This is a genomic window from uncultured Proteiniphilum sp., from assembly GCF_937873925.1.
GTDB lineage: Bacteria > Bacteroidota > Bacteroidia > Bacteroidales > Dysgonomonadaceae > Proteiniphilum.
This window is the reverse complement of sequence record NZ_CALNAT010000005.1, coordinates 1-24,555: the sequence shown is the minus strand read 5'-3', so window position 1 is coordinate 24,555 and position 24,555 is coordinate 1. Positions and strand designations below refer to the sequence as shown.

23 protein-coding genes and 1 tRNA gene are annotated in these 24,555 nt (G+C 48.6%); 21 read left to right on the top strand and 3 right to left on the bottom strand.

Annotated features, from left to right (window positions below; all coding sequences use genetic code 11):
- Window positions 1–118 precede the first annotated feature (118 nt).
- From Q0502_RS00655 to Q0502_RS00630, 6 genes are all read left to right on the top strand, one after another.
- On the top strand, window positions 119–2,860 hold the full coding sequence (locus tag Q0502_RS00655) for a DNA gyrase/topoisomerase IV subunit A (protein ID WP_298645957.1): 2,742 nt from the start codon (window positions 119–121) through the stop codon (window positions 2,858–2,860).
- 15 nt (window positions 2,861–2,875) lie between these two features.
- Entirely contained in the window at window positions 2,876–3,721 is an 846-nt protein-coding gene (locus Q0502_RS00650; protein WP_298645955.1) for a DUF3316 domain-containing protein, read from the top strand.
- Between the two features lie 118 nt (window positions 3,722–3,839).
- A complete protein-coding gene (locus tag Q0502_RS00645) occupies window positions 3,840–5,012 on the top strand; it encodes a PatB family C-S lyase (protein ID WP_298645953.1) in 1,173 nt (390 codons plus the stop codon).
- A gap of 89 nt (window positions 5,013–5,101) precedes the next feature.
- Window positions 5,102–5,704: an FKBP-type peptidyl-prolyl cis-trans isomerase gene (locus Q0502_RS00640; protein WP_298645951.1), complete on the top strand. Its 603-nt coding sequence runs from the start codon at window positions 5,102–5,104 to the stop codon at window positions 5,702–5,704.
- An 80-nt stretch (window positions 5,705–5,784) separates the two neighbouring features.
- The gene (gene aroC / locus Q0502_RS00635) at window positions 5,785–6,864 is read left to right on the top strand and encodes a chorismate synthase (protein ID WP_298645948.1); all 1,080 of its coding nucleotides are present in this window, start codon (window positions 5,785–5,787) and stop codon (window positions 6,862–6,864) included.
- 100 nt (window positions 6,865–6,964) lie between these two features.
- Window positions 6,965–7,873, top strand: a complete 909-nt coding sequence (locus Q0502_RS00630) for an N-acetylmuramoyl-L-alanine amidase-like domain-containing protein (RefSeq protein WP_298645945.1) — start codon at window positions 6,965–6,967, stop codon at window positions 7,871–7,873.
- On the opposite strand, the gene Q0502_RS00625 is transcribed toward Q0502_RS00630, so the two are convergent.
- Both Q0502_RS00625 and Q0502_RS00620 read right to left on the bottom strand, forming a co-directional pair.
- Entirely contained in the window at window positions 7,874–8,296 is a 423-nt protein-coding gene (locus Q0502_RS00625; protein WP_298645941.1) for an MgtC/SapB family protein, read from the bottom strand.
- A 240-nt stretch (window positions 8,297–8,536) separates the two neighbouring features.
- Window positions 8,537–10,267: a S41 family peptidase gene (locus Q0502_RS00620; RefSeq protein WP_298645939.1), complete on the bottom strand. Its 1,731-nt coding sequence runs from the start codon at window positions 10,265–10,267 to the stop codon at window positions 8,537–8,539.
- 256 nt (window positions 10,268–10,523) lie between these two features.
- Here Q0502_RS00620 and Q0502_RS00615 point away from each other — a divergent pair, with 256 nt between their 5' ends.
- The 10 genes from Q0502_RS00615 to Q0502_RS00570 all read left to right on the top strand — a co-directional run bounded on the left by Q0502_RS00615 (window position 10,524) and on the right by Q0502_RS00570 (window position 19,020).
- Window positions 10,524–10,913: a VanZ family protein gene (locus tag Q0502_RS00615; RefSeq protein WP_298645937.1), complete on the top strand. Its 390-nt coding sequence runs from the start codon at window positions 10,524–10,526 to the stop codon at window positions 10,911–10,913.
- A gap of 160 nt (window positions 10,914–11,073) precedes the next feature.
- On the top strand, window positions 11,074–11,670 hold the full coding sequence (locus tag Q0502_RS00610; protein ID WP_298645935.1) for a TlpA disulfide reductase family protein: 597 nt from the start codon (window positions 11,074–11,076) through the stop codon (window positions 11,668–11,670).
- A gap of 174 nt (window positions 11,671–11,844) precedes the next feature.
- Window positions 11,845–12,312 (top strand): DUF4870 domain-containing protein, encoded by a 468-nt coding sequence (locus tag Q0502_RS00605; RefSeq protein WP_298645934.1) that lies wholly within the window; start codon window positions 11,845–11,847, stop codon window positions 12,310–12,312.
- A gap of 6 nt (window positions 12,313–12,318) precedes the next feature.
- Entirely contained in the window at window positions 12,319–12,990 is a 672-nt protein-coding gene (locus Q0502_RS00600; protein ID WP_298645932.1) for an ATP-binding cassette domain-containing protein, read from the top strand.
- Between the two features lie 196 nt (window positions 12,991–13,186).
- The gene (locus tag Q0502_RS00595) at window positions 13,187–14,806 is read left to right on the top strand and encodes a CTP synthase (RefSeq protein WP_298645930.1); all 1,620 of its coding nucleotides are present in this window, start codon (window positions 13,187–13,189) and stop codon (window positions 14,804–14,806) included.
- A gap of 9 nt (window positions 14,807–14,815) precedes the next feature.
- Entirely contained in the window at window positions 14,816–16,810 is a 1,995-nt protein-coding gene (yidC, locus tag Q0502_RS00590; protein ID WP_298645928.1) for a membrane protein insertase YidC, read from the top strand.
- Window positions 16,811–17,018: 208 nt separating this feature from the next.
- Window positions 17,019–17,348, top strand: a complete 330-nt coding sequence (locus tag Q0502_RS00585) for a hypothetical protein (RefSeq protein WP_298645926.1) — start codon at window positions 17,019–17,021, stop codon at window positions 17,346–17,348.
- 50 nt (window positions 17,349–17,398) lie between these two features.
- The gene (locus Q0502_RS00580) at window positions 17,399–18,079 is read left to right on the top strand and encodes an OmpA family protein (protein ID WP_298645923.1); all 681 of its coding nucleotides are present in this window, start codon (window positions 17,399–17,401) and stop codon (window positions 18,077–18,079) included.
- A gap of 76 nt (window positions 18,080–18,155) precedes the next feature.
- A complete protein-coding gene (locus tag Q0502_RS00575; RefSeq protein WP_298645921.1) occupies window positions 18,156–18,629 on the top strand; it encodes a GAF domain-containing protein in 474 nt (157 codons plus the stop codon).
- A gap of 318 nt (window positions 18,630–18,947) precedes the next feature.
- Window positions 18,948–19,020: transfer RNA gene (locus Q0502_RS00570), tRNA-Gly, on the top strand.
- Window positions 19,021–19,112: 92 nt separating this feature from the next.
- Here the strand turns inward: Q0502_RS00570 and Q0502_RS00565 are convergent.
- Window positions 19,113–19,799: a YetF domain-containing protein gene (locus Q0502_RS00565; RefSeq protein ID WP_298645919.1), complete on the bottom strand. Its 687-nt coding sequence runs from the start codon at window positions 19,797–19,799 to the stop codon at window positions 19,113–19,115.
- A 192-nt stretch (window positions 19,800–19,991) separates the two neighbouring features.
- On the opposite strand from Q0502_RS00565, the gene Q0502_RS00560 reads away from it, so the two are divergent.
- The 5 genes from Q0502_RS00560 to Q0502_RS00540 form a co-directional block, all read left to right on the top strand.
- Window positions 19,992–20,603, top strand: a complete 612-nt coding sequence (locus Q0502_RS00560; protein ID WP_298645917.1) for a Ku protein — start codon at window positions 19,992–19,994, stop codon at window positions 20,601–20,603.
- A 24-nt stretch (window positions 20,604–20,627) separates the two neighbouring features.
- Window positions 20,628–20,765, top strand: coding sequence for a hypothetical protein (locus Q0502_RS00555; protein WP_298645915.1), 138 nt, complete (start codon window positions 20,628–20,630; stop codon window positions 20,763–20,765).
- Window positions 20,765–23,278: a DNA ligase D gene (gene ligD, locus Q0502_RS00550; protein ID WP_298645911.1), complete on the top strand. Its 2,514-nt coding sequence runs from the start codon at window positions 20,765–20,767 to the stop codon at window positions 23,276–23,278. Before Q0502_RS00555 ends, ligD begins: the two co-directional genes overlap by 1 nt.
- A complete protein-coding gene (locus Q0502_RS00545) occupies window positions 23,275–23,769 on the top strand; it encodes a CinA family protein (RefSeq protein WP_298645908.1) in 495 nt (164 codons plus the stop codon). Before ligD ends, Q0502_RS00545 begins: the two co-directional genes overlap by 4 nt.
- 348 nt (window positions 23,770–24,117) lie before the next feature.
- The coding region (locus Q0502_RS00540; protein ID WP_298645905.1) for a DUF892 family protein at window positions 24,118–24,555 on the top strand (438 nt) is incomplete at its 3' end.

The following is a 24,555-nucleotide window of genomic DNA, read 5'->3' as shown; positions in this document are numbered from 1 at the left end:
GATGTGCCAATATGACTAATGTGCCAATGTGATTAACAGGCAAGGGATTGTTGGCTCTGCCGGTTTGTAATTTAATTGGCATATTAGTATATTGATAAATTAGCACATTATAAAATATATGTCCCCTAAATTACCTGACGACGACGATATAAAAGAGAGAGATGAAAGCATGGAAGAGGATGAATCCCTTTTCTCCCCCGAGTCCTTCTCCGGCTCCAAAGTGCCGGTACGGCTGGGCGACGACAGCACGCTCAATCTCTCCAAGATGTATCAGAACTGGTTTCTCGACTATGCCTCCTACGTAATTCTGGAGCGGGCCGTGCCGCACATCTCCGACGGACTCAAGCCGGTGCAGCGTCGCATCCTGCACGCCATGAAACGGATGGACGACGGCCGCTACAACAAGGTAGCCAATATCATCGGGACGACCATGCAGTACCACCCCCACGGCGATGCCTCTATCGGCGACGCTTTGGTACAACTCGGCCAGAAAGACCTGTTGATCGATTGTCAGGGTAACTGGGGAAATATCCTTACCGGCGACGGCGCAGCCGCGCCCCGGTATATTGAGGCACGTCTCAATAAATTTGCCCTCGAGGTGCTCTTCAACCCGAAGACCACTGAGTGGAAAGCTTCTTACGACGGCCGTAACAAAGAGCCGGTTACACTTCCCGCCAAATTTCCCCTCCTCCTGGTACAGGGCGCTGAGGGAATCGCCGTGGGGCTCTCTTCCAAAATATTGCCCCATAATTTCAACGAGGTATGCGATGCCGCCGTGAACTACCTGCAGGAGAAAGAATTCACACTTTACCCCGACTTCCAAACCGGGGGATATATCGATGTGGAGAAATACAACGACGGCGAAAGAGGCGGTTCGGTGAAGATTCGTACGACCATCTCCAAGATGGACAACAAGACGTTGGTCATCAAAGATATACCCTATGGAAAAACCACAGCCGGCTTGGTCGACTCTATCCTCAAAGCCAACGACAAGGGTAAGATCAAAATCAAAAAGGTGGACGACATCACCGCGCAAAACGTGGAGATCCAGGTACAACTGGCGCCCGGTGTCTCTTCCGATAAAACGATCGACGCGCTTTACGCCTTCACCGATTGCGAGATCAGCATCTCTCCCAACTGCTGCGTCATCGACGATAACAGGCCGCACTTCCTCGCCGTGAGCGATGTGCTGCGTTCCTCGGTCGATACTACCCGTGAACTGCTGCGCCTTGAACTGGAGATCGAAAAAACCGAAAAGCAGGAGGCGCTTCTCTTCGCTTCACTTGAAAAAATATTTATCGAAGAACGTATTTATAAGGATAAGGAATTCGAGAACGCCAGGAACATGGACATTGCCGTGGCGCATATCGATAAGCGCCTTGAGCCCTACAAAACCATTTTCCTCCGCGAGGTCACCCGGGAAGATATTCTCAGGCTGATGGAGATCAGGATGGCGCGTATCCTCAAATTCAACTCCGACAAGTCGGAAGAATTGATCGCCAGACTGAAGGAAGAGATCGGAGAGATCGACCACGATCTCGCCTATCTGGTCGATTATACCATCGCATGGTTCCTGATGCTCAAAGAGCGCTATGGTAAACATTTCCCGCGCCGCACGGTGATACGCAGTTTCGAGAACATCGAAGCCACAAAGGTGGCCGAAGCCAACGAGAAACTCTATATGAACCGCGAAGAGGGTTTCATCGGTACCGGCATGAAAAAAGACGAGTTTGTCTGTAACTGTTCCGATATCGACGATATTATTGTCTTCTTCAAGGATGGAAAATACAAGGTGGTGAAGGTGAGCGACAAGATGTTCGTAGGTAAAGGCATCCTCTATGCCGGCGTCTTCAAAAGGAACGACAAACGCACCATTTATAATGTGGTCTACCGCGACGGGAAAAAAGCGCCACACTACCTCAAGCGGTTCGCTGTCATCGGTGTCAACCGCGACAAGGAATATGACCTCACCCGGGGAAAGCCGGGTTCACGCGTCGCCTACTTCAGTGTCAACCCCAACGGCGAAGCCGAAACCATCAGGGTGATACTGAAACCCAAGCCCCGCATGCGTATCCTTCAGTTCGAGAAAGATTTCAGTGAAATAGAGATCAAGGGGAGGCAGGCCATGGGAAATATCCTTACCAAAGTCGAGGTACACCGCATCCAACTCAGGCAAAAGGGTGTCTCGACACTCGGCGGCCGTAAGGTATGGTTCGATCCCGATGTCTTCCGTCTCAATTATGAAGGCAGCGGCAAATACCTCGGCGAGTTCCAGGGCGACGATATGATCCTCGTGGTCACTACCGACGGCACCTATCATATCTGCAATTTCGATCTCACCAACCATTTTCCCTCCAATATACTCCATATCGGGAAGTTCGATGAGAACAAGGTTTGGACGGCGGCGCTCTTTGATACCGATCAGGGATATGCCTATCTCAAACGGTTCACCTTTGAACCGTCGGAAAAACCGCTCCGTTTCATCGGTGAAAACCCCGGTTCCCGATTATTTTTGCTTACGGATACGGTATTCCCGAGAGTAAAAGCTATCTTTGGAGGTCACGATGATTTTCGCGAGCCGCTTGAGATCGACGTGGAGGAGTTCATAACGGTAAAAAGCTACAAGGCAAAAGGCAAGCGTATCTCCAACTTCGAAGTGGAGACAGTGGAAGAGTTGGAGCCTACCCGCTTCCCCGAACGAGACGAAGAGCCACCACAGGCAATGAAAGTGGAGATCGGAGAAGAGAACGGGGATAATGGAGAGAATGGAGAGAACGGGGAAAATGAGGAAAACGGAGAACACGATATCTCCGATGCCGATTTACGCGACGAGATCACGGGCCAGATGAAGTTGTTCTGATTAATTTAGTTGTGGATGAAAAAAACAGCGCTACTGTTTAGTCTATGGATCGGTATTTTCTGTGTGACGGTCTCCCAGGAGAGTCGGTCCCCCATACTGCCGGTAAGTCCTGTCAACCAGTCTACCCTTTTCGGTATCGGCAAAGCGTTTCTCAACGACAGTTATCTTTCGCCCCTCAGGTATAGCGGTATCAGCATGTCACTCATGCACGACCGTATCAAGGGAACCCCGTATTTCGGAGGTAACCTGCTCCTGCAACAGCAATTCCTTATACAGACGGCTATCACCAAGAACCCTACTGCTTCCGCTTCGGAGTATTACGGCAATATCCATTACCGGCTCACCGGATTCTATCCTCTCCTCGCAACCCCCAATTTCAGGCTTTTCGGCGGCGGCGGATGGGAAGCCTCGCTGGGCGGCATATACAATGTACGAAACTCCAACAACCCCGGTTCATTGAAGGTTTCTACGAACCTCCACCTTTCGGCCTTGGCCGTCTACAATTGGAAGATCTTTACCTTCCGGTGGCAGCTTGCCACGCCCTTTTCCGGCATGTTCTTTTCGCCCGAATACGGACATTCCTATTACGAAATATTTACGCTCGGAAATAACAAAGGAACCGTCCATTTCGGTTCTTTCCATAATCAGCAGGCATTGCGCAGCTATTTTTCGGTGGATATGCCTGTGCATAACATCACCCTGCGCGCCGCTTATCTGGGCGATTATTATAACACCCACGTGAATGAGCTTACCACCCGGATGATCTCTCATCAGTTCATGATCGGATTTGCAGTGGAATCGCTCAATTTCGGCGGAAGAAGGGTGCGCAGCAATCCTCCTTTCCCCTCGGTCTATTACTGAGGTAGTACGTAGTACGATGGAACGGGGATGTGGTGATTTCATGGTTTGACAATTTAATAAAGAAATCCTGAAATTTTGAAATCTTGGTACTTGACTCCTGGCTCTAAAAGAAAAAACTATGCAATATAATTTTGATGAAATCATAGACCGTTCGGGTAGTGATGCCGTCAAACTGGAAAAATTGAAACCTGTCTTCGGACGTGACGACCTCATCCCTCTCTGGGTAGCCGACATGGATTTCAAGTCTCCGCCGGCTATCGTAAAAGCGCTGAAGCAACGCGTAGAACATGGTGTTTTCGGCTATACACTCCCGTCGGAAGCCTACACGAGGTCTATTGTCAATTGGCTCGGGAGCCGTCACCGGTGGCAAGTAAAAGGTGAACATATCAACTTCGTTCCCGGTGTGGTCAAAGGGTTTGCCTTCGCCATCGATGAATTCACTGCAAAAGGGGACAAGATCATTATCCAGCCGCCCGTTTATCACCCTTTCCGTATCGTCACCGAGTCGCTTGGCCGTGAGGTGGTCAACAACCCACTGATCCTTGAAAACGGACAATACAAAATGGATTTCGAAGGGTTGCGGCGCATTGTCTCCGCCGACAACTGCAAGATGCTGATCCTTTGCAACCCCCACAATCCCGGTGGCAGAGTATGGTCTCCCGGAGAGTTGAGAGAACTGGCCGACCTCTGCTACGAAAGCAAGATACTGGTCGTTTCCGATGAGATCCATGCCGATATGGCGCTGCCGGGACATCAACATACCGTTTTCGCCTCCGTCTCCCCGCAAGCGGAGGAGATATCGCTCACGCTAATGGCGCCCAGCAAAACATTCAATATCGCCGGTATTGTCAGTTCCTTTGCGGTCATCCCTAATAAAAAGACCAGGGAAAGATACCTGGCTTACCTCGAACCGCGTGAATTGCAGCAGGGTACCATCTTCGCTTTCACTGCCACGCGTGCCGCTTACGATGAGTGCGGCGAGTGGCTTGACCAGATGCTCGATTATGTGCAGGCAAATATTGATTTTGTAAAGAATTATCTGAAAGAGAATATTCCGGAGATAAAAGCGATCCTGCCCGAAGCATCCTTCCTGGTATGGCTCGACTGCCGCGCGCTCAACCTGCCGCAGCGGGAACTTGTAAAACTCTTCATAGAAAAAGCCCGCCTGGCATTGAACGACGGTGCCATGTTCGGACCGGGCGGCGAGGGCTTCATGCGGCTCAATGTGGGCACTTCGCGCAGCCTTCTCGAAAAGGGATTGAAAAATTTAAAAAAAGCAGTGCATGCCTAAACAACGATGCTGTTCAGTTGTTACAACTAATTAATATGCCCATGGGCAATATACTAAAACAGGAAATTAAAAATTTAAAATAAGAAATAATGCAAATCTCAGACAACAAATATGTTACCCTTGCCTATGACCTTAATGTAGGCGAAGGCGATGAACGGGAACTGATGGAACGGGCCACGGCCCAGCAACCGCTGGAATTTATTTTCGGTACCAACTCCATGCTCGAAGCATTCGAGAAACAGCTCGAAGGGCTTTCACAGGGCGATGCGTTCTCTTTCCTGCTCACACCGGAAGAAGCCTATGGTGATTATGACGATACCAAAGTGATCGAACTGCCTAAAAATATCTTTGAGATCGATGGGAAGATCGATGAGGAAGTGCTTTTCGAAGGGAATACCCTGCCCATGATGGACTCCTCCGGCAACCGGCTTGTAGGCTCCGTAGTCTCTATCGGTGACGATGTGGTTACCATGGACTTCAACCATCCGCTGGCAGGTGAGATCATGCATTTCGAAGGTACTGTTACGGGCGTGCGGGAAGCCTCTGCCGAAGAGATTGCCGCCCTTTTCGCGGGTGGCTGCGGCTGCGGTTCCGGTGGTTGCGGCTCCGGTGAAGAAAACGGCTGCGGGTGTGGTCCCGGCGAAAGCCAGGGCGGCGGTTGCGGTTGCGGCTCAGGCGGTTGCGCTTGCTGACAATTACCCTACCGACGGCCTTTCTTGCAAGGATAGGATGATGTCTATTCGTGGTCGGGGTACATAAAAAGAGACATACAATGAATACATTCGGAGAAATATTCAGATTGACATCTTTCGGCGAATCACACGGTGCAGCCGTGGGAGGGGTTATCGACGGATGCCCCGCGGGTCTGCAGCTTGATATGGAGTTCATACAGTCGGAACTCGACAGGCGGCGCCCCGGCCAATCGCGTATCACTACGCCCCGCAAAGAGGCCGATAAAGTGGAATTCCTGTCGGGGGTATTCCAGAACCAGACCACCGGTGCCCCTATAGGCTTCGTGGTGAGGAACGAAAATCAGCAGTCGTCGGATTACGATAACATCAAGGAGGCGTTCCGCCCTTCTCATGCCGACTTCACCTATCAGGAGAAGTATGGTATCCGTGACTACCGGGGCGGGGGGCGGTCCTCCGCACGCGAGACCATTGCCCGTGTAGTGGCCGGTGCCGTGGCGAAGCTCTATCTCAGGCATCTTCCTGTCGATATCAAGGCCTATACCTCGCAGGTGGGCGATATCGCGCTGGAGAACGATTACAGGAAATACGACCTTTCCCGCACAGAAGATAATTTTGTGCGCTGCCCCGATCCCGATGTTGCGGAGCAGATGATCCGGCTTATTCAGGAGGTTCGCTATCAGGGCGATACTATCGGCGGCATTATCACCTGTGTGATCAAAGGGACACCCGCGGGTCTGGGCGAACCGGTCTTCGGCAAGCTTCACGCCATGCTCGGCTCGGCCATGTTGAGTATCAATGCTGTCAAAGGTTTCGAATACGGCACAGGCTTCAATGTTACCGCCCGCGGCTCCGAAGTGAACGATGTTTTCTACAATGACAACGGCAGGATAAACACCCGTACCAACCATTCGGGCGGTATTCAGGCAGGTATTTCCAACGGGCAGGATATCTATTTCCGCGTAGCCTTCAAACCGGTTTCCACCATCCTCAGAGAGCAGGAGACAGTGGATATCCACGGCAACGATACGGTCATCAAAGCCCGCGGACGGCATGACCCCTGTGTGTTGCCCCGCGCCGTCCCCATCGTCGAGGCTATGGCAGCCATCACCCTCCTGGATGCTTTTCTGCTCTCGAAAGCTACGTCTCCGTCCCGGTCATAACGGATTTACCTGTTTTAAAAACAGAGTAATAAGATTTGAAAACGACTGAGTTTATTGAGTCTGGGAAAGGAATCTGAAAACTGAGAACGTGAGAAAGTTAATGATAGTATTTCCGATCATGGCGTTATCCGTAGTGCTGACGACTGTCATTGTCCCTTCGTCGGCGGGCGTCGTTCCGCCTTCCGGTATTCTTCCATCTGCCGCTACCGTTGTCGTACCCCCGGAAGCGGTTTATACCCCCGAAGACCGGAAAATCTTCGACCGGTATATTGCCTACATCCGTCCGTGGCGATTGGCCCAGACTGACAGCCTGCTTGAAAAGACAGCCGCTTTTTTTCTGGATAGCCCTTATGCTGCCCATACGTTGGAAACACCCGGTGAAGAGGTTCCGGTAATCAATCTCCGTGAGTTCGATTGTACTACTTTCGTCGAGTTGGTCATCGCCCTGGCCCGCACCGCCCGTTCCGGTAAACCCGATTTCGATACTTTCCTGGGCGAGTTGCAGCACATCCGTTATCGGGATGGCAACGTGCAGGGTTATGTCTCTCGACTGCATTATACTTCCGACTGGCTCTGTGACAACGAAAAAAAAGGGTTGTTGAAAAATAGTTCCGCCGGACTGGGCGGTATCTGCGAAAAGAAAACCATCAATTTCATGACCACCCGCCGCGATGCCTACAGGCAACTAAAGAACGACGATACGCTGTGGGGGGAGATGCAGGCAATAGAGAATAATATCAATGGTCGGGACGGATTTTACTATCTTCCTAAGGAGCATATCGCCGTCACGGCGCCAAGGATCCCCCATATGTCCATGGTTGCATTCACCACCGATATCGACGGTCTCGACGTTACACATATGGGATTTGCTTTTCAGGCAGGGGGCCGGCTCACCTTTATTCACGCCTCATCTGCACGGAAAAAAGTGGTGATCGAACAAAAGACGCTTAGCGAGTACTGTGCCGGCCAATCTTCCTGTACCGGCATCATCGTTGCACAGGTACTGTGATCAGGGTTTTCTCCCCGGAAACCATTTATCCGTCTTTTTGAATACTGTATTGATGAGGATCACCAGAAGGGTTGATGCCGCCAGTTCCCAGTACATCCCGAAGCCGGCGAGGCATCCCAGCGCCGCACTGCACCAGACCGTGGCCGCGGTGGTTAATCCCTTCACGTTCGAGCCCTGGTGCAGGATCACACCGGCGCCCAGGAAACCGATCCCGGTCACGATCTGTCCTACCACCCGCGTCGGGTCTCCCGTGCTTTCCTCCAGTATCCGGGTGGAGATCATGACGAAGATGGAGGCACCCACCGCTACCAGCGTGTTTGTTCGCAAGCCCGCGCTCTTGTTATTCGATTCACGCTCCAGCCCCAGTGTGCCGCCCGCTACGGTCGCTGCCAGCAATCGGATCACAAATTCCAGAGACATCATCTTCAGCTATTTATTTGTTTTGTTTATTCACCCTTCGTGTGATATTTAAACTGGCTGTAATTCGTTTGTTTCGTCCAAGTTACACCAAGCATCTCTCACTCTATTCTCCTTCCATCTACCTCAACTAGTATACCCTCCACTTATCACTTTTAGTTTATAAGCTGTTTTGACTTTTGATTCCTGACGCCGGGTTCTTGGTCCTTTACTATTGAGGTCTGGCTCGTGAATCTTTGCTCTTATTCACGAATACTGATTCTGCAGTTTCTCTTTAATTTCCCCTGCAGGTGGCACCTTTACCGGTAGCGGTCGGAGTAACGACCGATACATCTCCTGATCCTGGAGTACCTCCACCGCCTTGTCGAACACCTTGTCATTCGACAGTTGATGCAGCAATACTCCCTTCTTATAATAAAAACGCTGCACGATCTCCGATTCAATGATGCTCGTAATATCCTCTTTGAACAGCTCCAGGTCCCGTTCCAGATTCGGATGCAACTTCGTCTCCAGCGCTGCGAACTCCTCTTTCGCCACATCCATGTATCCCTCGAATTCCATCATGTTTTTCAGTTGTTGAAGCGAACGTTCGCTCAACTGATCGTATTCGAAATCCCGTTTCTTCACAAATTCCTTAAACATTTCGTAATCGCTTTCCGCAAGCCTGAACTCGTTGGGTGGGGTAATCTCCTTGTGTTGCTGAACCCATTCTGTTACATAATCAAAGATCACGTTGTCCACCATCAGGTAGAATGCGATCGTTCCTCCCGCACGCTGAGGAATGGCAATATCCGGTGTAATTCCGCCCCCGTCGCGCACTTCACGCCCGTTCCGGGTTTTAAATACGTTCGTCAGCGAATCCGGTACCCGTGCCACGCTTCCGTCCGGATTACGGTGCGAGTAATCCAGCGCCTGGATACAGCGTCCGCTCGGAATATAATATTTTGATGTGGTGATCTTGATGTTTCCTCCGTATGGAAGGTCGCGCGGCGTTTGTACCAAACCCTTTCCGAACGACCGGTTACCCACGATCACCGCCCGGTCGAGGTCTTGCAGCCCTCCCGCCACGATCTCCGATGCCGATGCCGACCCGGTATCGATCAGTACCACGATAGGAATGATCTCATCCAACGGTTGGTTACGGGTCAGGTAGGTTCTGTCCCATTGCTTCATCTTCCCTTTGGTCGATACGATCTCTTCCCCTTTCGGAACAAACAGGTTCACTACGTCCACCGCCTCGTCCAGAATGCCACCGCCGTTACCACGCAGGTCCATGATCAAAGACGTCGCCCCCTTTTCTTTCAGCTCCTGCACCGTTTTCTTCAGCCGGTCGGCGCTTCGTGTCGTGAAGCTCCCGAAATGAAAATAACCGATCTTCTCATCCGTCACTCCCGCGTATGTGACGGGATCAACCTCGATTTTCTCCCGCAGTATCGTCAGTTTCCGTTCCCGTTTTTCACCCGGTCGGAGGATTGTCAACTCGAGGGAGGTACCCGGTGTCCCTTTCAGCCTGTCGCTCACCTCCTTTACCGTCGATTTCCGCATATCGTTTCCGTCGATCTCCAGGATAGCGTCGCCCGCCTTCAGCCCGGCCTTATCCGCCGGCAGTCCCTCATACGGCTCATTGATCACCACCTGTCCGTTGTTAGAGGAAATGATCGCCCCGATACCCCCATATTCGCCAGTCGTCATGAACTGCAGGTCTTCCATGTTCTCCTCCGGATAATACTCCGTGTAGGGATCCAGCCGTGTCAGCATATTCCGGATACTGCCCTGTACCAGATTGTTCACCTCTACACTGTCCACATAAAACATGTCCAGTTCGCGCAGTACCGAGTTAAAGATATCGATATTTTTGTTGATGTCGAAATAACGTTGATTTTTGTCTTCAGCCGGCGTCTGCGCTGTCGCCTGCAGCACTGTAAAAACCACCAGCATACAAAGAATGATTCTTCTCATATTGTTTAATAGATTCATATTCATTTCATAAATTTATCCTCTTTCCGCCTGATCACCTGCCCACCTTCTTATATCGAATGGCAAAGGAACAAATTTTTCATGAAAATGAAATGTAGTTTTAGTTATATGTTTATAAATCCCTGCTCTTATATGTTTATAAAAACCCCTTCCGGCAGCCTGTTTTTCATTTTGCCGGCAAAGTACGCGTGGCTCATAACGAAAACAACCGGTTTTTTATTATCTTTGCAGCCGTTCACAGTTCAATCATTCGCTTATGAAGATCCTCCTGCGTTATACATTCCTGCCCTTGTTCACAGGGATGCTAATTTTCATTGCCACCTGTCTCCTCACGCCTTCCCAGATACCCGGCATGCCCGAAGGTATTCCGTGGGATAAGCTGGTGCATTTTGGCATGTTTTTTTTCCTTTCAGCCGTCTCGCTGGTCGATTATTACCGGTTGCACAAAAGAAATCCCCCCGCTTTCCGCTGGGTCTTCTGGGGGTTTTTCGTGCCCGTGCTTTACGGAGGCGGCATCGAACTGCTGCAGAAATATTTCTTTGCATCCCGAAGTGCGGAGTGGGGCGACTGGATTGCCGACATCCTCGGCTCGCTTGCCGCCACCCTGTTGATAATTGTTTTCTTCAGAAACAAGAATAAAGGATAAAGAGCCAAGAGTCAAAATAGTCCGTAAACCAATAAGTGATAAGTTTGGAGTGTCTAATGAAATTAAAATATATAATTTAAATCATATGAAAACAAGGATATTCGGAAAAAAATATATCTTTGCGAAACCGACGGGTTTAAAATTAGTCATGACAATTGATATGCGTAAATTTTTTATACTCTATAGTTTCCTCGCGGTTGTATTGCTGTTTTCCTGCACTGCCTCTTCCGAAAAGAGGTCCGACGCATCCGGCATATTATCCGACAGTACCGCCGTGATACAGGAAACACCAGGTGACGGTGACCGTCAATTTCTGGTGGAGGTGGGCGACCAGGCGCCCGATTTTACCATGGAGTTGCCCGACGGCAGCCATGTTACCCTCTCATCCCTGCGGGGAAAGGTGGTGATGTTGCAGTTCACCGCCAGTTGGTGCGGCGTATGCCGTAAGGAGATGCCCCATATTGAGTCGCGCATCTGGCAGCGTCACAAAGGGAATCCTGAATTCGCCCTTTACGGTATCGACCGTGAGGAGCCGGCAGAGAAAATCCGGGAGCTTATTGAAGCCACCGGGGTAACTTATCCCATAGGGATGGATCCCGATGCCGGTATATTCGGGTTGTACGCCGAAAAAAGCGCGGGTATCACCCGTAATATCATTATCGACAGGGAAGGGAAGATCGTAATGCTCACGCGGCTGTTCGAAGAAGAGGAATTCGAACGGATGGTAGAGACTATCGATTCATTACTTGGTTCCTGATACCGGCGCTTTTAGTTTTACTATAAAGTTATACCCTAAAAATGGAACGGGCACGTAAGTCAATTTGATGATGTGATGAGGTACCGGTTTGATAATTACCAACCCGAAAATCGTTAAATTAACTGATCGTTTCAGGTTCCATCCGACCCTAATGTTAAAAATAAATATTGACGTATGAAATACGAAGATTTAAAAATTCTCGACGAATTACGGGAGAAAGGAAGTATTTCCGAAGAGGAATATCAACGCGAGAAAGAAAAGATTCTCAACGACCAGGGCAGTGCCTTCAGTAATGCCGGCAGGAAGCCGTTGTTCGGACTCGAGGAAAACACCTATCTCATGCTCATGCACCTCACCCAGTTTGCCGGAGTCATTATTCCCGGAGCCGGCTTCATCGTGCCCATCCTCATGTGGATCACCAACAAAGATACCAACGCCAATGTCGATAAGCACGGCAAGAATATCCTCAACTACACGATCAGCTACGCCATTTATGCCGTCGTGCTCTGCATCACTGTGATCGGTATCCCTGTCGCCGTTGTGTTGGGTGTACTTTATGCCGTCTTTGTGGTGATCGCCACTGTCAAAGCCAACAACGGAGAATACTGGAAATACCCGTTTATCATCCAATTCATTAAATAGTCAATAATGGTGCAGGAACAACTTGTCAATTATTCGAATGTACAACTCAACCGCGAGGAAAATATCATCCTCCGCAATATCAATCTTACTGTCAACCGCGGCGATTTCCTCTATATCATCGGTAAGGTAGGTTCCGGAAAAAGCACCCTGATGAAAAGTATGTATGCCGAACTTCCCATCGGGGAGGGGAGTGCACGGGTATTCGATTACGAATTGGCCGGCCTCAAACCCCGGCTGATTCCTTTTCTTCGCAGGAAAATAGGTATTGTTTTTCAGGATTTCCAACTGCTTATCGACCGCACCGTCGAGAAAAACCTTGAGTTTGTGCTGCGCGCTACCGGCTGGAAGAACCGCCGCGAGATCAGGGACCGGATCAATGAAGTGCTGGTGCAGGTGGGCATGCAGAATAAAACCTATAAGATGCCGCATGAGTTGTCGGGCGGGGAGCAGCAACGCGTGGTGATCGCGCGCGCCCTGCTCAATTCGCCTGCCCTCATACTGGCCGACGAACCCACTGGTAACCTCGATCCCGAGACCGGAAGCCAGATTGTCGCCCTCCTGCAGGAAATCTCCGGGCGCGGTACCGCCGTCATCATGTCCACCCATAATTACTCTATCGTACAGGCCTTCCCCGGTAAAATCATGCGTTGCGAAAACACATCCCTTATTCCTATGTGATTTAAGATTCAAGATTTAAGATTCAAGATTTAAGATTCAAGATTCAAAATTTAAGATTCAAGAACCAAGACTTTAGTCACATTATTTTCATTGTCACTTTAGTCACATTAACTCATCATTAAATCTTTAAATCAACCAAATTTTTTTACTACCTTTGCAACTTTGAAAAATTCATCACGCTAAATCATACACAATCGTGGCCGATACAAAGTATATTTTTGTTACAGGTGGTGTAGTTTCCTCACTGGGAAAGGGAATTATTGCATCATCGCTTGGTAAATTGTTGCAGGCAAGAGGTTATAAAGTCACCATTCAGAAGTTCGATCCCTATATCAATGTCGATCCCGGAACCCTTAACCCCTATGAGCATGGCGAATGCTATGTCACTGTGGACGGGCATGAGGCCGATCTCGACCTGGGGCACTACGAACGTTTTCTCAATATACAGACCACCAAGGAGAACAACATCACCACCGGGCGCATCTATGAGAATGTGATCCGCAAGGAGCGGCGCGGTGACTATCTTGGCAAGACCGTACAGGTCATCCCCCATATTACCGATGAAATCAAGCGCAACGTCAAATCGCTCGGTGTGAAGAGCAAGTTTGATTTTGTCATTACTGAGATCGGCGGTACAGTGGGCGACATCGAATCCACTCCTTTCCTGGAGGCTGTACGCCAGCTCCGTTGGGAGTTCGGGCGCAATTGCTTCTGCCTTCACCTTACCTATGTACCCTATATTGCCGCCGCGGGAGAAGTCAAGACCAAACCCACGCAACATTCCGTCAAGGAATTACAGTCGCTCGGGATACAGCCCGATATGCTGGTACTCCGTACGGAACGCAGCCTCAACAAAGATATTCTCGACAAGGTAGCCCTCTTCTGTAATGTGGAGCAGGGCGCCGTGATGCAATCGGTCGATGTTTCCAGCATCTATGAGGTTCCCATCATGATGCAGAAGCAGGGTATGGATGAAGTGGTGCTGCGCAAAATGAATATGCCCACCGAAGGTAACGCCAACCTTGAGGGATGGAAAGCTTTCCTGCAGAAACGCAAAAGCGCCAGGGAGGAAGTATGTATTAAACTGGTGGGGAAATATGCCGAGTTGCCCGATGCCTATAAATCGATCAACGAAGCGCTCTCTCAGGCAGCCATTTATAACGGCAGGAAGTTGCGGCTCGATCTTTGTCATTCGGAAAAGATCACCGAAGAGAACGTCGAAGAGACGCTGCGCGACGCCGACGGTATCGTTGTCGCCCCCGGCTTCGGACAACGGGGTATCGAAGGAAAATATCTCGCGTTAACCTATGCGCGTGAAAACGATATTCCCACTTTCGGTATCTGCCTGGGGATGCAATGTATGGTCATTGAGTATGCGCGCTCCGTCATGCACATCCCGGGCGCTAACTCCACCGAGTTCGACCCCAAAGCGACCGACAAGGTGATCGACCTGATGGAAGAGCAGAAGCACATCACCAATATGGGTGCCTCTATGCGTCTTGGTTCTTATGATTGCATCATCAAAAAAGGGTCGCTGGCATACAAGGCCTACGGTAAGACCAAGGTGAGCGAACGCCACCGTCACCGCTACGAGTTCAACAATCTCTATAAAGAGCGGTTTGAAGCTGCCGGTATGAAATGTACCGGCATTAATCCCGATTCACAGCTTGTGGAAATAGTAGAGGCCCCTCACCTCCGCTGGTATCTGGGCACCCAGTTCCACCCCGAGTACAACAGTACCGTTATCTCTCCCAATCCCCTCTTTATGAGTTTTATGCAGGCGGCGGCAGAATTGCACGACGCACGAAAAAAATAAAAACCTACAATGGATAAAAATACAGTCACAGGATTACTGCTTATTACAGCCATCATTATTGGCTTTACCCTTTATAACAGGCCTAACCGCGAACAGATGGAGGCGCAGCAGCGTATGCGCGACTCCATTGCAATGGTGGAAGCGGAACGTGCCCAACCGGAGGCGCAACAAAATGGAGTGGACGCACAGACTGATACCGCCCTGGCCGGTACAGGCAACGCCGTAGCCGATTTTTTTAGCGCAGGCGCCCCGTCCCCGGCGGATACGACTATCGTATCTACCCCGGAACAAAGTGTGGATTCCATAACCTTTGGCACGCAACCGACAGTCCCTGCTCAGGAAGAAACCGTCGTCCTCGAGAACGAAAAAATACGAATCCTTCTCAGTACGCGAGGCGGCTCCATTCAGTCGGTACAACTCAAGGAATACCTCCGGCATACGGGGGAAAACCTGCAACTGTTCGACGGTCGCGATGAAGCGCGCTTCAACCTCAGCCTGTTCAACCGCAACAGCGTTCACCTAACCACCGAAGATCAGATCTTTACCCCTGTTCCCGGCGCTGACGGCCACTCCGTCATTATGCGCCTGCAGCATGCCCCGGGACAATATATCGATTTTGTCTACACTCTTCCGGCCGATGAATATATGATGGATTTCGATGTGCGGCTGGCAGGCATGAAGAATGGCCTTCACCCCGAAAGCCTCACCAATTTCCGCATGAACTGGGAGCAGAAGATCCGTCAGCAGGAGAAAGGGCGTACCTTCGAGAACCGCTTCACCCGCATCCTCTATAAATATGACAAGCAGGATGTGCAGAAAATGAGTGAGTCCAAAAACGATCGCAAGGAACTCTCCGAACCGCTCAAATGGTTCTCGTTCAAAGATCAGTATTTCACTTCCGTCGTTATCGGCAAGCAGCCTTTCACCAACACTATTCTCAGCTCGGAAGTGCTTAACGATCCCGACTATACCAAGTATTACAGGGCCGAAGGGTGGGTGCCCGTCATGGTAAGCCCTGACAGTGACCTGGTTTCCGCCGGTTTCAATTATTATTTCGGGCCGGTACACTACAACACGCTCAAGGCCTACGACAAGGATGTCGCCGACAGTGCCGACAAACTGCAACTGGAAGAGAATGTATACCTCGGCTACCGCTGGCTCAGTTGGGTCAACAAATGGTTCGTGATTCCCGTCTTTAACTTCTTCCTGTCCCTCAATTGGGGTATGGGGCTTATCATCCTCATCCTTACCCTCATGGTGAAACTGATCACCCTGCCGCTCACCTACAAATCGTTCATGTCGTCGGCAAAAATGAGGGTACTTCGTCCCCAGATACAGGAGCTTGAAAAGAAATATCCCGGCAATGAGCAGGATATGATGATGAAGCGGCAGCAGGCCACCATGGAGCTATACAACAAAGCCGGTGTCAACCCCATGAGCGGTTGCCTTCCCATGCTGATACAGATGCCTGTGCTGCTGGCCCTTTTCTTCTTCTTCCCGGCTGCCATCGAGTTGCGGCAGCAGGGCTTCCTTTGGGCGGATGACCTCTCTACCTACGATTCCATCATATCATGGAGCGGCAATATCCCCCTTGTTACCCGTTTTCTGGGTAATCATATCAGCCTGTTCTGTCTGCTTATGACCGTGGTCAACGTGTTCTACACCAAGTACAACATGTCGATGACCGACACCGGTTCGCAGGCGATGCCCGGTATGAAGTACATGCCCGTCTTTATGTCCGTTTTCATGTTCTTCTTTCTCAACACCTATCCCGCCGGGTTGAACTATTACTATTTCCTCTCTACGCTTATTACCATCGCGCTCACTCTCGGTATGAAGCAGGTGATCGACGAAAATAAGATCCTGGCGCAGTTGGAGGCCAACAAAAAGAAACCCAAAAAGAAATCGGGCTTCATGGCGCGTCTTGAAGAGGCGCAGAAGATGCAGGAAAAGATGGCGCGCGAGAAGGCCAAGGAAAACGCCAAACGCAACACTCGCCGTTAAGGGGAGCGCCGGGATAGGTAGGTTGTCTGCAGTATACCTTTATAGAAGCAGACAATCTCCTGTTGCCCGGAGATCTCTTTGGTTTTCCTATAGAGAAAAACAACATCCCTCTTAAAAAAATGAGTTTTTAACAGTAGTATGAACTTATTTTTCCCATATTTGTTTTTAATTTATCAAGGTAAACGTTTATTTTTAAAAACATATTCACATGAGTCAGGAAGATAAAGTACTTGAGTATGATGAAGACGATTCTCTACGTTTCATCCGGGAGAACCTGCCGACGGAGATGCAGGATGAGTTCTCCGACGATGAGATCAACTACATTGTAGATCTTATTTATGACTTTTACGAAGAAAAAGGGTATCTCGATGAGGATGACGATGACGATTCCGAGATCGAGATCGATGAAGACGAGCTTTTGGAATATATTTACCGGAATGCCCGGAAAGACAAAGTAAGAGATTATACCGACGAGCAGATAGAAGCTATTGTGGCAGGCGAGTTGGCTTATTGTGACACGCTCAATCTGTTCGATTAACCAATAACTGATCAGACAATTACAAACCATTTAATTAAAAACAACGAACTATGAAACAATTTTCAAAATTATTTGCCATCGGCCTTTTAGGAGGTGCATTGGTATTATCAGGTTGTGGGGCGAGCAACACGGTGAAAGGCGGAGGTATCGGAGCCGGGGCCGGCGCCGCTGTCGGGGCCGGAATAGGTGCTATTGCCGGAGGAGGCAAAGGCGCTGCTTGGGGTGCCGGTATAGGCGCTGTACTGGGCGGTACTGCCGGAGCTATTATCGGTAAGAAGATGGATAAGCAGGCTGCAGAACTCGAGCAGATCGAAGGCGCTCAGGTAGAGAAAGTCAACGAAGGCGAAGCCATCAAGGTCACTTTCGAATCGGGCATCCTTTTCGCCACCAATTCGAGTACACTGAACACCGCTTCACGCACATCGCTCGATAAGTTTGCCACTTCACTGCAGAACAACCCCGATACCGATGTAAAGATATACGGCCATACCGACAGCACCGGTAGCGATGCTATCAACAATCCGTTGTCGCAGCGCCGGGCCGAATCGGTATATAACTATCTCGTATCAAAAGGTGTTTCCGGTAGCCGTTTGGTATCCCAAGGCTTCGGTTCCACCCAGCCCGTAGCCGACAACAACACTACGGCAGGCCGTGCAGAAAACCGCCGCGTGGAAGTTTATATTCTTCCCAACGCCAAGATGGTACAAGAAGCACAGCAACAGGCGCGATAAGAATTCAGCGCGCAAAAGTATGGATCGCGTTGCCTCACCGGCAGCGCGATTTTTTCACCCGGAAAGTTGAGAAACGATGGCAGAAGATCTACATATCCCTTACGGGGCATCCAAAGAAGAAATATATCAGGCGCTTCTTCCCCAGTTAAAGGCGTTGATGGAGGGAGAACCCGATCTCATCGCTAATATGGCCAATATTGCGTCCGCACTAAAGGAAGCGTTTGGTTTCTTTTGGGTCGGTTTTTATCGTATGGCGGGCGATCAGTTGGTACTCGGCCCCTTTCAGGGTCCGCCGGCCTGCACCCGTATCGCTTATGGCAGGGGAGTTTGCGGTACTGCCTGGAAAGAGAAGCGTACCCTTATCGTTCCCGATGTCGACCGGTTTCCCGGGCATATCGCTTGCAGCAGCTTTTCCCGTTCCGAGATCGTTGTCCCGGTGAAACGCGACGGTTCCGTTACTGCCGTATTGGATATAGACAGCGACCGGCTTGATCATTTTGACGAAGTAGATGCCTGCTATCTGGAAAAAATAGGTGAACTATTTTGTTAAGTGAGAGCAAAGCAAATTTATTTGTTTTGCCGAACGTAGAATTAACAATCGAGGAGCGAAGGCGACTCAATTAACAATCGAGGAGGAAAGCGACTCAAATAGTCCGATATAATTGGATTATTGCAATAATTTCGGTCCCCATATTTTGCAGTCACAAAACAAAAAGGTATCTTTGCACCGCAAATCCGACGCGTAACGCGGTTGGTAGAGAAGTAGCTCAGTTGGTAGAGCACGACCTTGCCCCAAAAAGGAAATGGAAACGACCTTGGCAAGGTAACACTGGAACAGAGGATTTTAGTGAAAAACCAAAAAAATATCGCGGAAGTAGCTCAGTTGGTAGAGCACGACCTTGCCAAGGTCGGGGTCGCGGGTTCGAGTCCCGTCTTCCGCTCAAATGTGTAAAGAATCTATTCCGATCCGATTCCCCCTCATTTTACTTGGACTGCCTTTAAGCACAAATTCAAATATTTTTCCGGTATCCTCTTACTTTTCCCGATTTCCGGTTTCAGCTTCCACCCATTCGTCATTTTCATTGCAGTACTCGCACCTATTCCTTTCACCCGCACCCATTATACGTGTATATCCGCAATAAGTGCACGCATATATGCCGTGGTGCTTTACTTGTGTGGTTTTCTTCTCCAGATAGTCCGGCCATATCGGTAATCCCGCTTTTATATGCGGGGAGTTATACAATAAGATACTTAGTTCACCGCTTGTTTCCAATATAGCGCTCTCCACTTGTCCCAAATGAAAGATGTGATGGTGGCGGAGTATCGAAAAAAATTCATCCATGGCCAATTCTTTATGTTTTAATGATTCTTTCGATGCCTTCCCTTCATGGATAATACAATACGGTTTTCCTTCAAGCATCGTTTCCATTTTTTCCGAATGTTCGATCAATTTGGTGATAAGCCAATAGGAAAGGAAAACGATAATAAAAACCACCAGGGCATATATAATACCGATCTCTTTGTAGATCATGGGATCGCCGGCAGCAGAGCCCAGCGCGATAATGATCAGCAATTCGAATATAGAGAGTTGCTTCACCCCCCGTTTCCCCATGATGCGCAGACCCGCGAAAAGGAGAAGGAACATGATCAGGGAGCGGAAAGCAATTTCTGCAAGAAACACAAAATCTTCAGTGCCGAATAAAATATCTTGCCAGTTCATATTTTTTTAATTTAAATCCGCTTATCATCCACTGCACTTCATTTTCTAACAACAGAAAATAAACGATTGTTCATATCGGACATATAGTTATGCACCTTATTGAACCAAGGAGTCTTCAACAATGTTCTATATTCAATTAAAACAAGGTTATGAAACCTGTATGAGTATCAAGAGGAAAGGAGAAAGAGCCATATGAAATCAATCTGGAACGGAGCCATCGGATTCGGACTGGTTAATATTCCCGTCAAAATGTATTCGGCAACCGAAAGCAGTACGCTCGATCTGGATATGCTGGACAAGGGCGATCTGTCCAACATCAGGTTTAAGCGTGTGAATGAAAAAACCGGCAAGGAAGTGGAGTGGGAAAATATCGTGAAAGGCTATAAACTCGGTGACCGCTACATTGTGTTGGAGGACGAAGATTTTGAAGCCGCGAGTCCGGAAAAAAGTAAACTATTTTCCATTCAGCAATTTGTGGATGAAGACGAAATAGACAGTGTATATTTTGAGACCCCTTATTTTTTGGAGCCTCAAAAAAACGGGGAAAATGCTTACGCGTTATTGTCGCAGGCATTGAAAAAAACCCGTAAGGTAGGCGTAGGTACATTCATTATGCGCAACAAGGAAATATTGGGTATTGTAAAACCCTATGGCGATATGCTTATCCTCAATAAAATACGTTTTCCGGAAGAGCTCCGTGAATCCGAAGAATTGAATATTCCCGCCAGGAAAATTAAACCCAATGAACTGAAAATGGCGGTCGCTCTCATCGACTTAAATACGGAAACATTTGATGGTGAATAGTATAAAGACACCTATGCCACCGATTTGCTGAAGATCATCAAACAGAAGGCAAAGGGGCAGAAACTGAAAAGAGTGCAAAAGGAAGAAACTTCCGATAAGACCATCGACCTGATGGAAAAACTGAAAGCAAGTCTGGAAAAATCAAGAAAAAATATCTCCTGATGACACTGGATAAATACAAGAAGAAACGCAATTTCAACCGTACTTCCGAACCCGAAGGGGGAGCTGTTTCGCAGGACGGCGGGCATATTTTCGTAGTGCAACGGCATGCGGCTACCCGCCTGCATTACGATTTCCGGCTGGAAATGGGAGGCGTGCTCAAGAGCTGGGCTGTACCGAAAGGCCCGTCGCTCAATCCTGCCGATAAAAGGCTGGCCATGATGGTGGAAGATCATCCGTATTCTTACCGCACCTTCGAAGGAACTATTCCTGAAGGCAATTACGGCGCCGGTGAAGTAGAGATTTGGGATGAAGGTACCTATGAACCTTTGCTTCGCGGGGAAGGGAAAACGGACGAGGAGATCTTGCTGGAAGGGATAGAAAAAGGTTCTGTTAAGATCATCCTTCACGGGAAAAAGCTAAAAGGCGAGTTTGCTTTGATAAAAATGCATACGGCGAAAGAAACAAATGCGTGGCTGCTCATCAAGCACAACGACTCCTATGCCGTTCATGAAAATTATGATGCGGAAAATTACACCTCATCCCAATCAAAGGTAACAAAACTGGCTGAAAAGAAATATAAAACTTCCACCCCGTCCGGAGCGGTTTCGAAGAAGAAGCGCTCTCCTGCTTTGCCCCTTTCGGGGCAGAAAAAACTCTCCCGGTATATCCGGCCCATGCTGGCAGCTACCGGTGAAGAACCGTTCGACGACGAAGAATGGATATTCGAGATCAAATGGGACGGATACCGGGCCATCGCCGATCTCACCGACGGCTTGGAGTTTTATTCGCGTAACGGATTGTCCTTCCTCGGGAGGTATCCTGTGATTGAAGCCGGACTGAAAGAACAGCCGCACGAAATGATCGTGGACGGCGAGATCGTGGCATACGACGCGGAGGACAAACCCGATTTTCAGACCTTGCAACACTTCGCGGATTCTCCGCAAACGCCGATCATCTATCATGTGTTCGATCTGCTTTTCCTTAACGGGCACAGTACGGAGGGTCTTCCGTTGCACCAGCGCAAAGAACTACTGAAAGAAGCGCTCATCGAAACGCCGCATGTGAAATTTTGCGATCATGTGGAAAACAGGGGAAAAGAATTCTATAAAGCCATCCGGAAAGCCGATTTGGAGGGAATGATGGCGAAAAAGAAATCCAGTCTTTACAGCGAGGGGATACGCACAACAGAATGGATGAAAATAAAAAATCATAAGACCGATGAAGCCGTTATCGTCGGGTATACCGAACCGCGTGGTTCGCGGAAATATTTCGGTGCGCTTATTTTGGGGAAATATGAAGAGGGAAAACTGTATTACGCGGGACACACGGGAACCGGATTCAGCAAACGGTCACTCAAAGAAATCCATACCTTGTTACAACCCCTGGTAACCGGGAAAATGCCTTTCACCGCCAAGCCTGCTACCAATGCGCCGCCTACATGGATAAAGCCGGAAGCGGTGTGCACCGTAAAATACTCCAGGATAACCGAGGAGGGACTTTTTCGCCAACCCGTGTTTATCGGCATCCGGGAAGATTTGAATGCTCTGGATCTCTATCATGAGAGCCTGGGAGCTACCGCACCACCGCAGGAAGAAGTCTCGGAGTCCGTTACACCGACCGGTACGGAAGACCAGGTGAAATATACCCATCCCGACAAACTCTATTGGAAAAAGGAAAAGATTACCAAGGGAGAATTAATCGATTATTATCTCTCCGTGAGCGAATATATTTTACCGCACTTAAAAGACCGGGCGCAATCGTTGCACCGCTTTCCCGAAGGTATAGACGGATTGAGTTTTTACCACAAAGATGCCGGAAAAAATGCACCGTCGTGGGTGGAGACGGTCCGGATTTTTTCGGAATCCAACAACAAGGAATTGGAATACCTCGTCTGCAACAATCAGGAAACCCTTGGATACCTCATCAATTTAGGTTGCATCGAGCTTAATCCCTGGAACAACCGGATAGGAAACCCCGGCAATCCCGATTATCTGATCATCGATCTGGATCCTTCGAAAAAAAACACGTTCAATCAGGTTATCGAAGCGGCAAAAGTGACCAAAGAAATATTGGAGATATGCCATGTGCCGGCATATTGCAAAACATCGGGAAGCACGGGTATTCATATTTTTATACCTATGGGTGCGCAGTACACCTACGAGCAAGTGCGCGATTTTTCTCATATTATCGTCCGGTTGGTTCAGGAAAGGCTCCCCGGTACCACTACGCTGGAACGTAGTCTAAGCAAGCGCGGTTCGAAAATTTATCTGGATTACATGCAAAACCGTGAGGGGCAAACCGTGGCAAGTGTGTACAGTGTCCGTCCCAAACCGGGAGCTCCGGTTTCTATGCCGGTGGAATGGAAGGAATTGACGAAAGATTTGTCCATAGGGGATTTTTCTATTCACAACGCCCTTTCACGTTTGGAAAAAAAAGGCGATATTTTCATGCCCGTATTGGAAAAAGGTATTGATTTGGAAAAAGCAATCTCTTCACTAAACGACATTCTATGAATATCTATAATCATAATAAAATAAACCAGATCAGCCGGTTGTTACAATCCAGGAAACAAACCATAGCCATTGCCGAAAGTTGCACATCAGGACTCATACAAAACGCTCTTTCGCAAGCTACGGAGGCCACTTCTTTTTTTCAAGGCGGGATGACGCTTTACAATCTGGGACAAAAAGCGAAGCATTTGCAGGTGAATCCGGTTTTGGCAGAGGCTTGTAATTCGGTAAGTAAAGAAATATCCGATAAAATGGCTGTGGAGGTAGCATTGGCTTTCAATGCCGAAGTAGGGGTAGCCATTACAGGATATGCACAACCCGTATCCCCTCTTTCTATAAAGGATTGCTATGCCTATATAGCTATTGCGGAATGTTCCGGTGTAATTTTATCCAAAAGGATCAAAGGAGATCCTTTAAAATCCCTGTTCGAAAATCAATCTATTTTTATGGAGAAAACGGTGGATGAATTACTGAAAATTTTGAAGAAAAAATAAGATGATAAAGTCCCTCCCGGCACAATACATTTCCAGCCCCTTCCCCCTTAATTTCGTCAGAGTTAAATATATATAATGGTGTATATCACCAGAGAACAAAATCTTTTCCCAGTAGTTGTATATGTATATGGAACCAAATCAGAAACCTAAATAAATCACATTATGGAATCCAAAAAAGCAGACCAAGGCTCAAAAACGGCTTCACAAAAAAATAACAACCAGAAGTTTCCAGTTAAAAAAGTCAATACCGGTAAATCCGTGACAAATAAGAAAAAAGGATGAATTCTATTTATGACCTGAGGGTAGCCGAGAACTGCTCTCCGGTGTAACATTTTAAAAATATCAATTATGGACTCAAAAAAACAATCAGCTAAAGGCCAATCGAAGGGAAAAACCAATTCAGGTAAACAGAAACAAGCTCGTTTCCATGAAAAAAATGAGGGGAAGTTAAAAGAATTCTTCCTCGATGAACTGAAAGACATCTATTTTGCCGAACATGAAGCTTTAAAGGCACTGAAAAAGATGGAGAGTGCTGCTACTTCCAAAGCCTTAAAAGAGAGCCTCAAGTTGCATCACTCTGAAACCGGGGAACAGATAAGCCGACTCGAAGAGGTATTTGCCCTTCTTGAGGAGAAACCTTCTAAAAAGAAATGCGAGGGTATCCTCGGTATAATTAAGGATGGTGAAAGCGTGTTGGAAGGAACAGAAGAGGATTCAATGGTGCGTGATGCAGCCATCATCATAGCTAACCAAAAAGTAGAGCATTATGAAATCGTTTCTTATGGC

Bases quoted from the DNA above. Each gene is read 5' to 3' on its own strand.
- Q0502_RS00655 (WP_298645957.1), top strand. From the start codon at position 119: ATGTCCCCTAAATTACCTGACGACGACGATATAAAAGAGAGAGATGAA.
- Q0502_RS00650 (WP_298645955.1), top strand. From the start codon at position 2,876: ATGAAAAAAACAGCGCTACTGTTTAGTCTATGGATCGGTATTTTCTGT.
- Q0502_RS00645 (WP_298645953.1), top strand. From the start codon at position 3,840: ATGCAATATAATTTTGATGAAATCATAGACCGTTCGGGTAGTGATGCC.
- Q0502_RS00640 (WP_298645951.1), top strand. From the start codon at position 5,102: ATGCAAATCTCAGACAACAAATATGTTACCCTTGCCTATGACCTTAAT.
- aroC (WP_298645948.1), top strand. From the start codon at position 5,785: ATGAATACATTCGGAGAAATATTCAGATTGACATCTTTCGGCGAATCA.
- Q0502_RS00630 (WP_298645945.1), top strand. From the start codon at position 6,965: ATGATAGTATTTCCGATCATGGCGTTATCCGTAGTGCTGACGACTGTC.
- Q0502_RS00625 (WP_298645941.1), bottom strand. From the start codon at position 8,296: ATGATGTCTCTGGAATTTGTGATCCGATTGCTGGCAGCGACCGTAGCG.
- Q0502_RS00620 (WP_298645939.1), bottom strand. From the start codon at position 10,267: ATGAATCTATTAAACAATATGAGAAGAATCATTCTTTGTATGCTGGTG.
- Q0502_RS00615 (WP_298645937.1), top strand. From the start codon at position 10,524: ATGAAGATCCTCCTGCGTTATACATTCCTGCCCTTGTTCACAGGGATG.
- Q0502_RS00610 (WP_298645935.1), top strand. From the start codon at position 11,074: ATGCGTAAATTTTTTATACTCTATAGTTTCCTCGCGGTTGTATTGCTG.
- Q0502_RS00605 (WP_298645934.1), top strand. From the start codon at position 11,845: ATGAAATACGAAGATTTAAAAATTCTCGACGAATTACGGGAGAAAGGA.
- Q0502_RS00600 (WP_298645932.1), top strand. From the start codon at position 12,319: ATGGTGCAGGAACAACTTGTCAATTATTCGAATGTACAACTCAACCGC.
- yidC (WP_298645928.1), top strand. From the start codon at position 14,816: ATGGATAAAAATACAGTCACAGGATTACTGCTTATTACAGCCATCATT.
- Q0502_RS00585 (WP_298645926.1), top strand. From the start codon at position 17,019: ATGAGTCAGGAAGATAAAGTACTTGAGTATGATGAAGACGATTCTCTA.
- Q0502_RS00580 (WP_298645923.1), top strand. From the start codon at position 17,399: ATGAAACAATTTTCAAAATTATTTGCCATCGGCCTTTTAGGAGGTGCA.
- Q0502_RS00575 (WP_298645921.1), top strand. From the start codon at position 18,156: ATGGCAGAAGATCTACATATCCCTTACGGGGCATCCAAAGAAGAAATA.
- Q0502_RS00565 (WP_298645919.1), bottom strand. From the start codon at position 19,799: ATGAACTGGCAAGATATTTTATTCGGCACTGAAGATTTTGTGTTTCTT.
- Q0502_RS00560 (WP_298645917.1), top strand. From the start codon at position 19,992: ATGAAATCAATCTGGAACGGAGCCATCGGATTCGGACTGGTTAATATT.
- ligD (WP_298645911.1), top strand. From the start codon at position 20,765: ATGACACTGGATAAATACAAGAAGAAACGCAATTTCAACCGTACTTCC.
- Q0502_RS00545 (WP_298645908.1), top strand. From the start codon at position 23,275: ATGAATATCTATAATCATAATAAAATAAACCAGATCAGCCGGTTGTTA.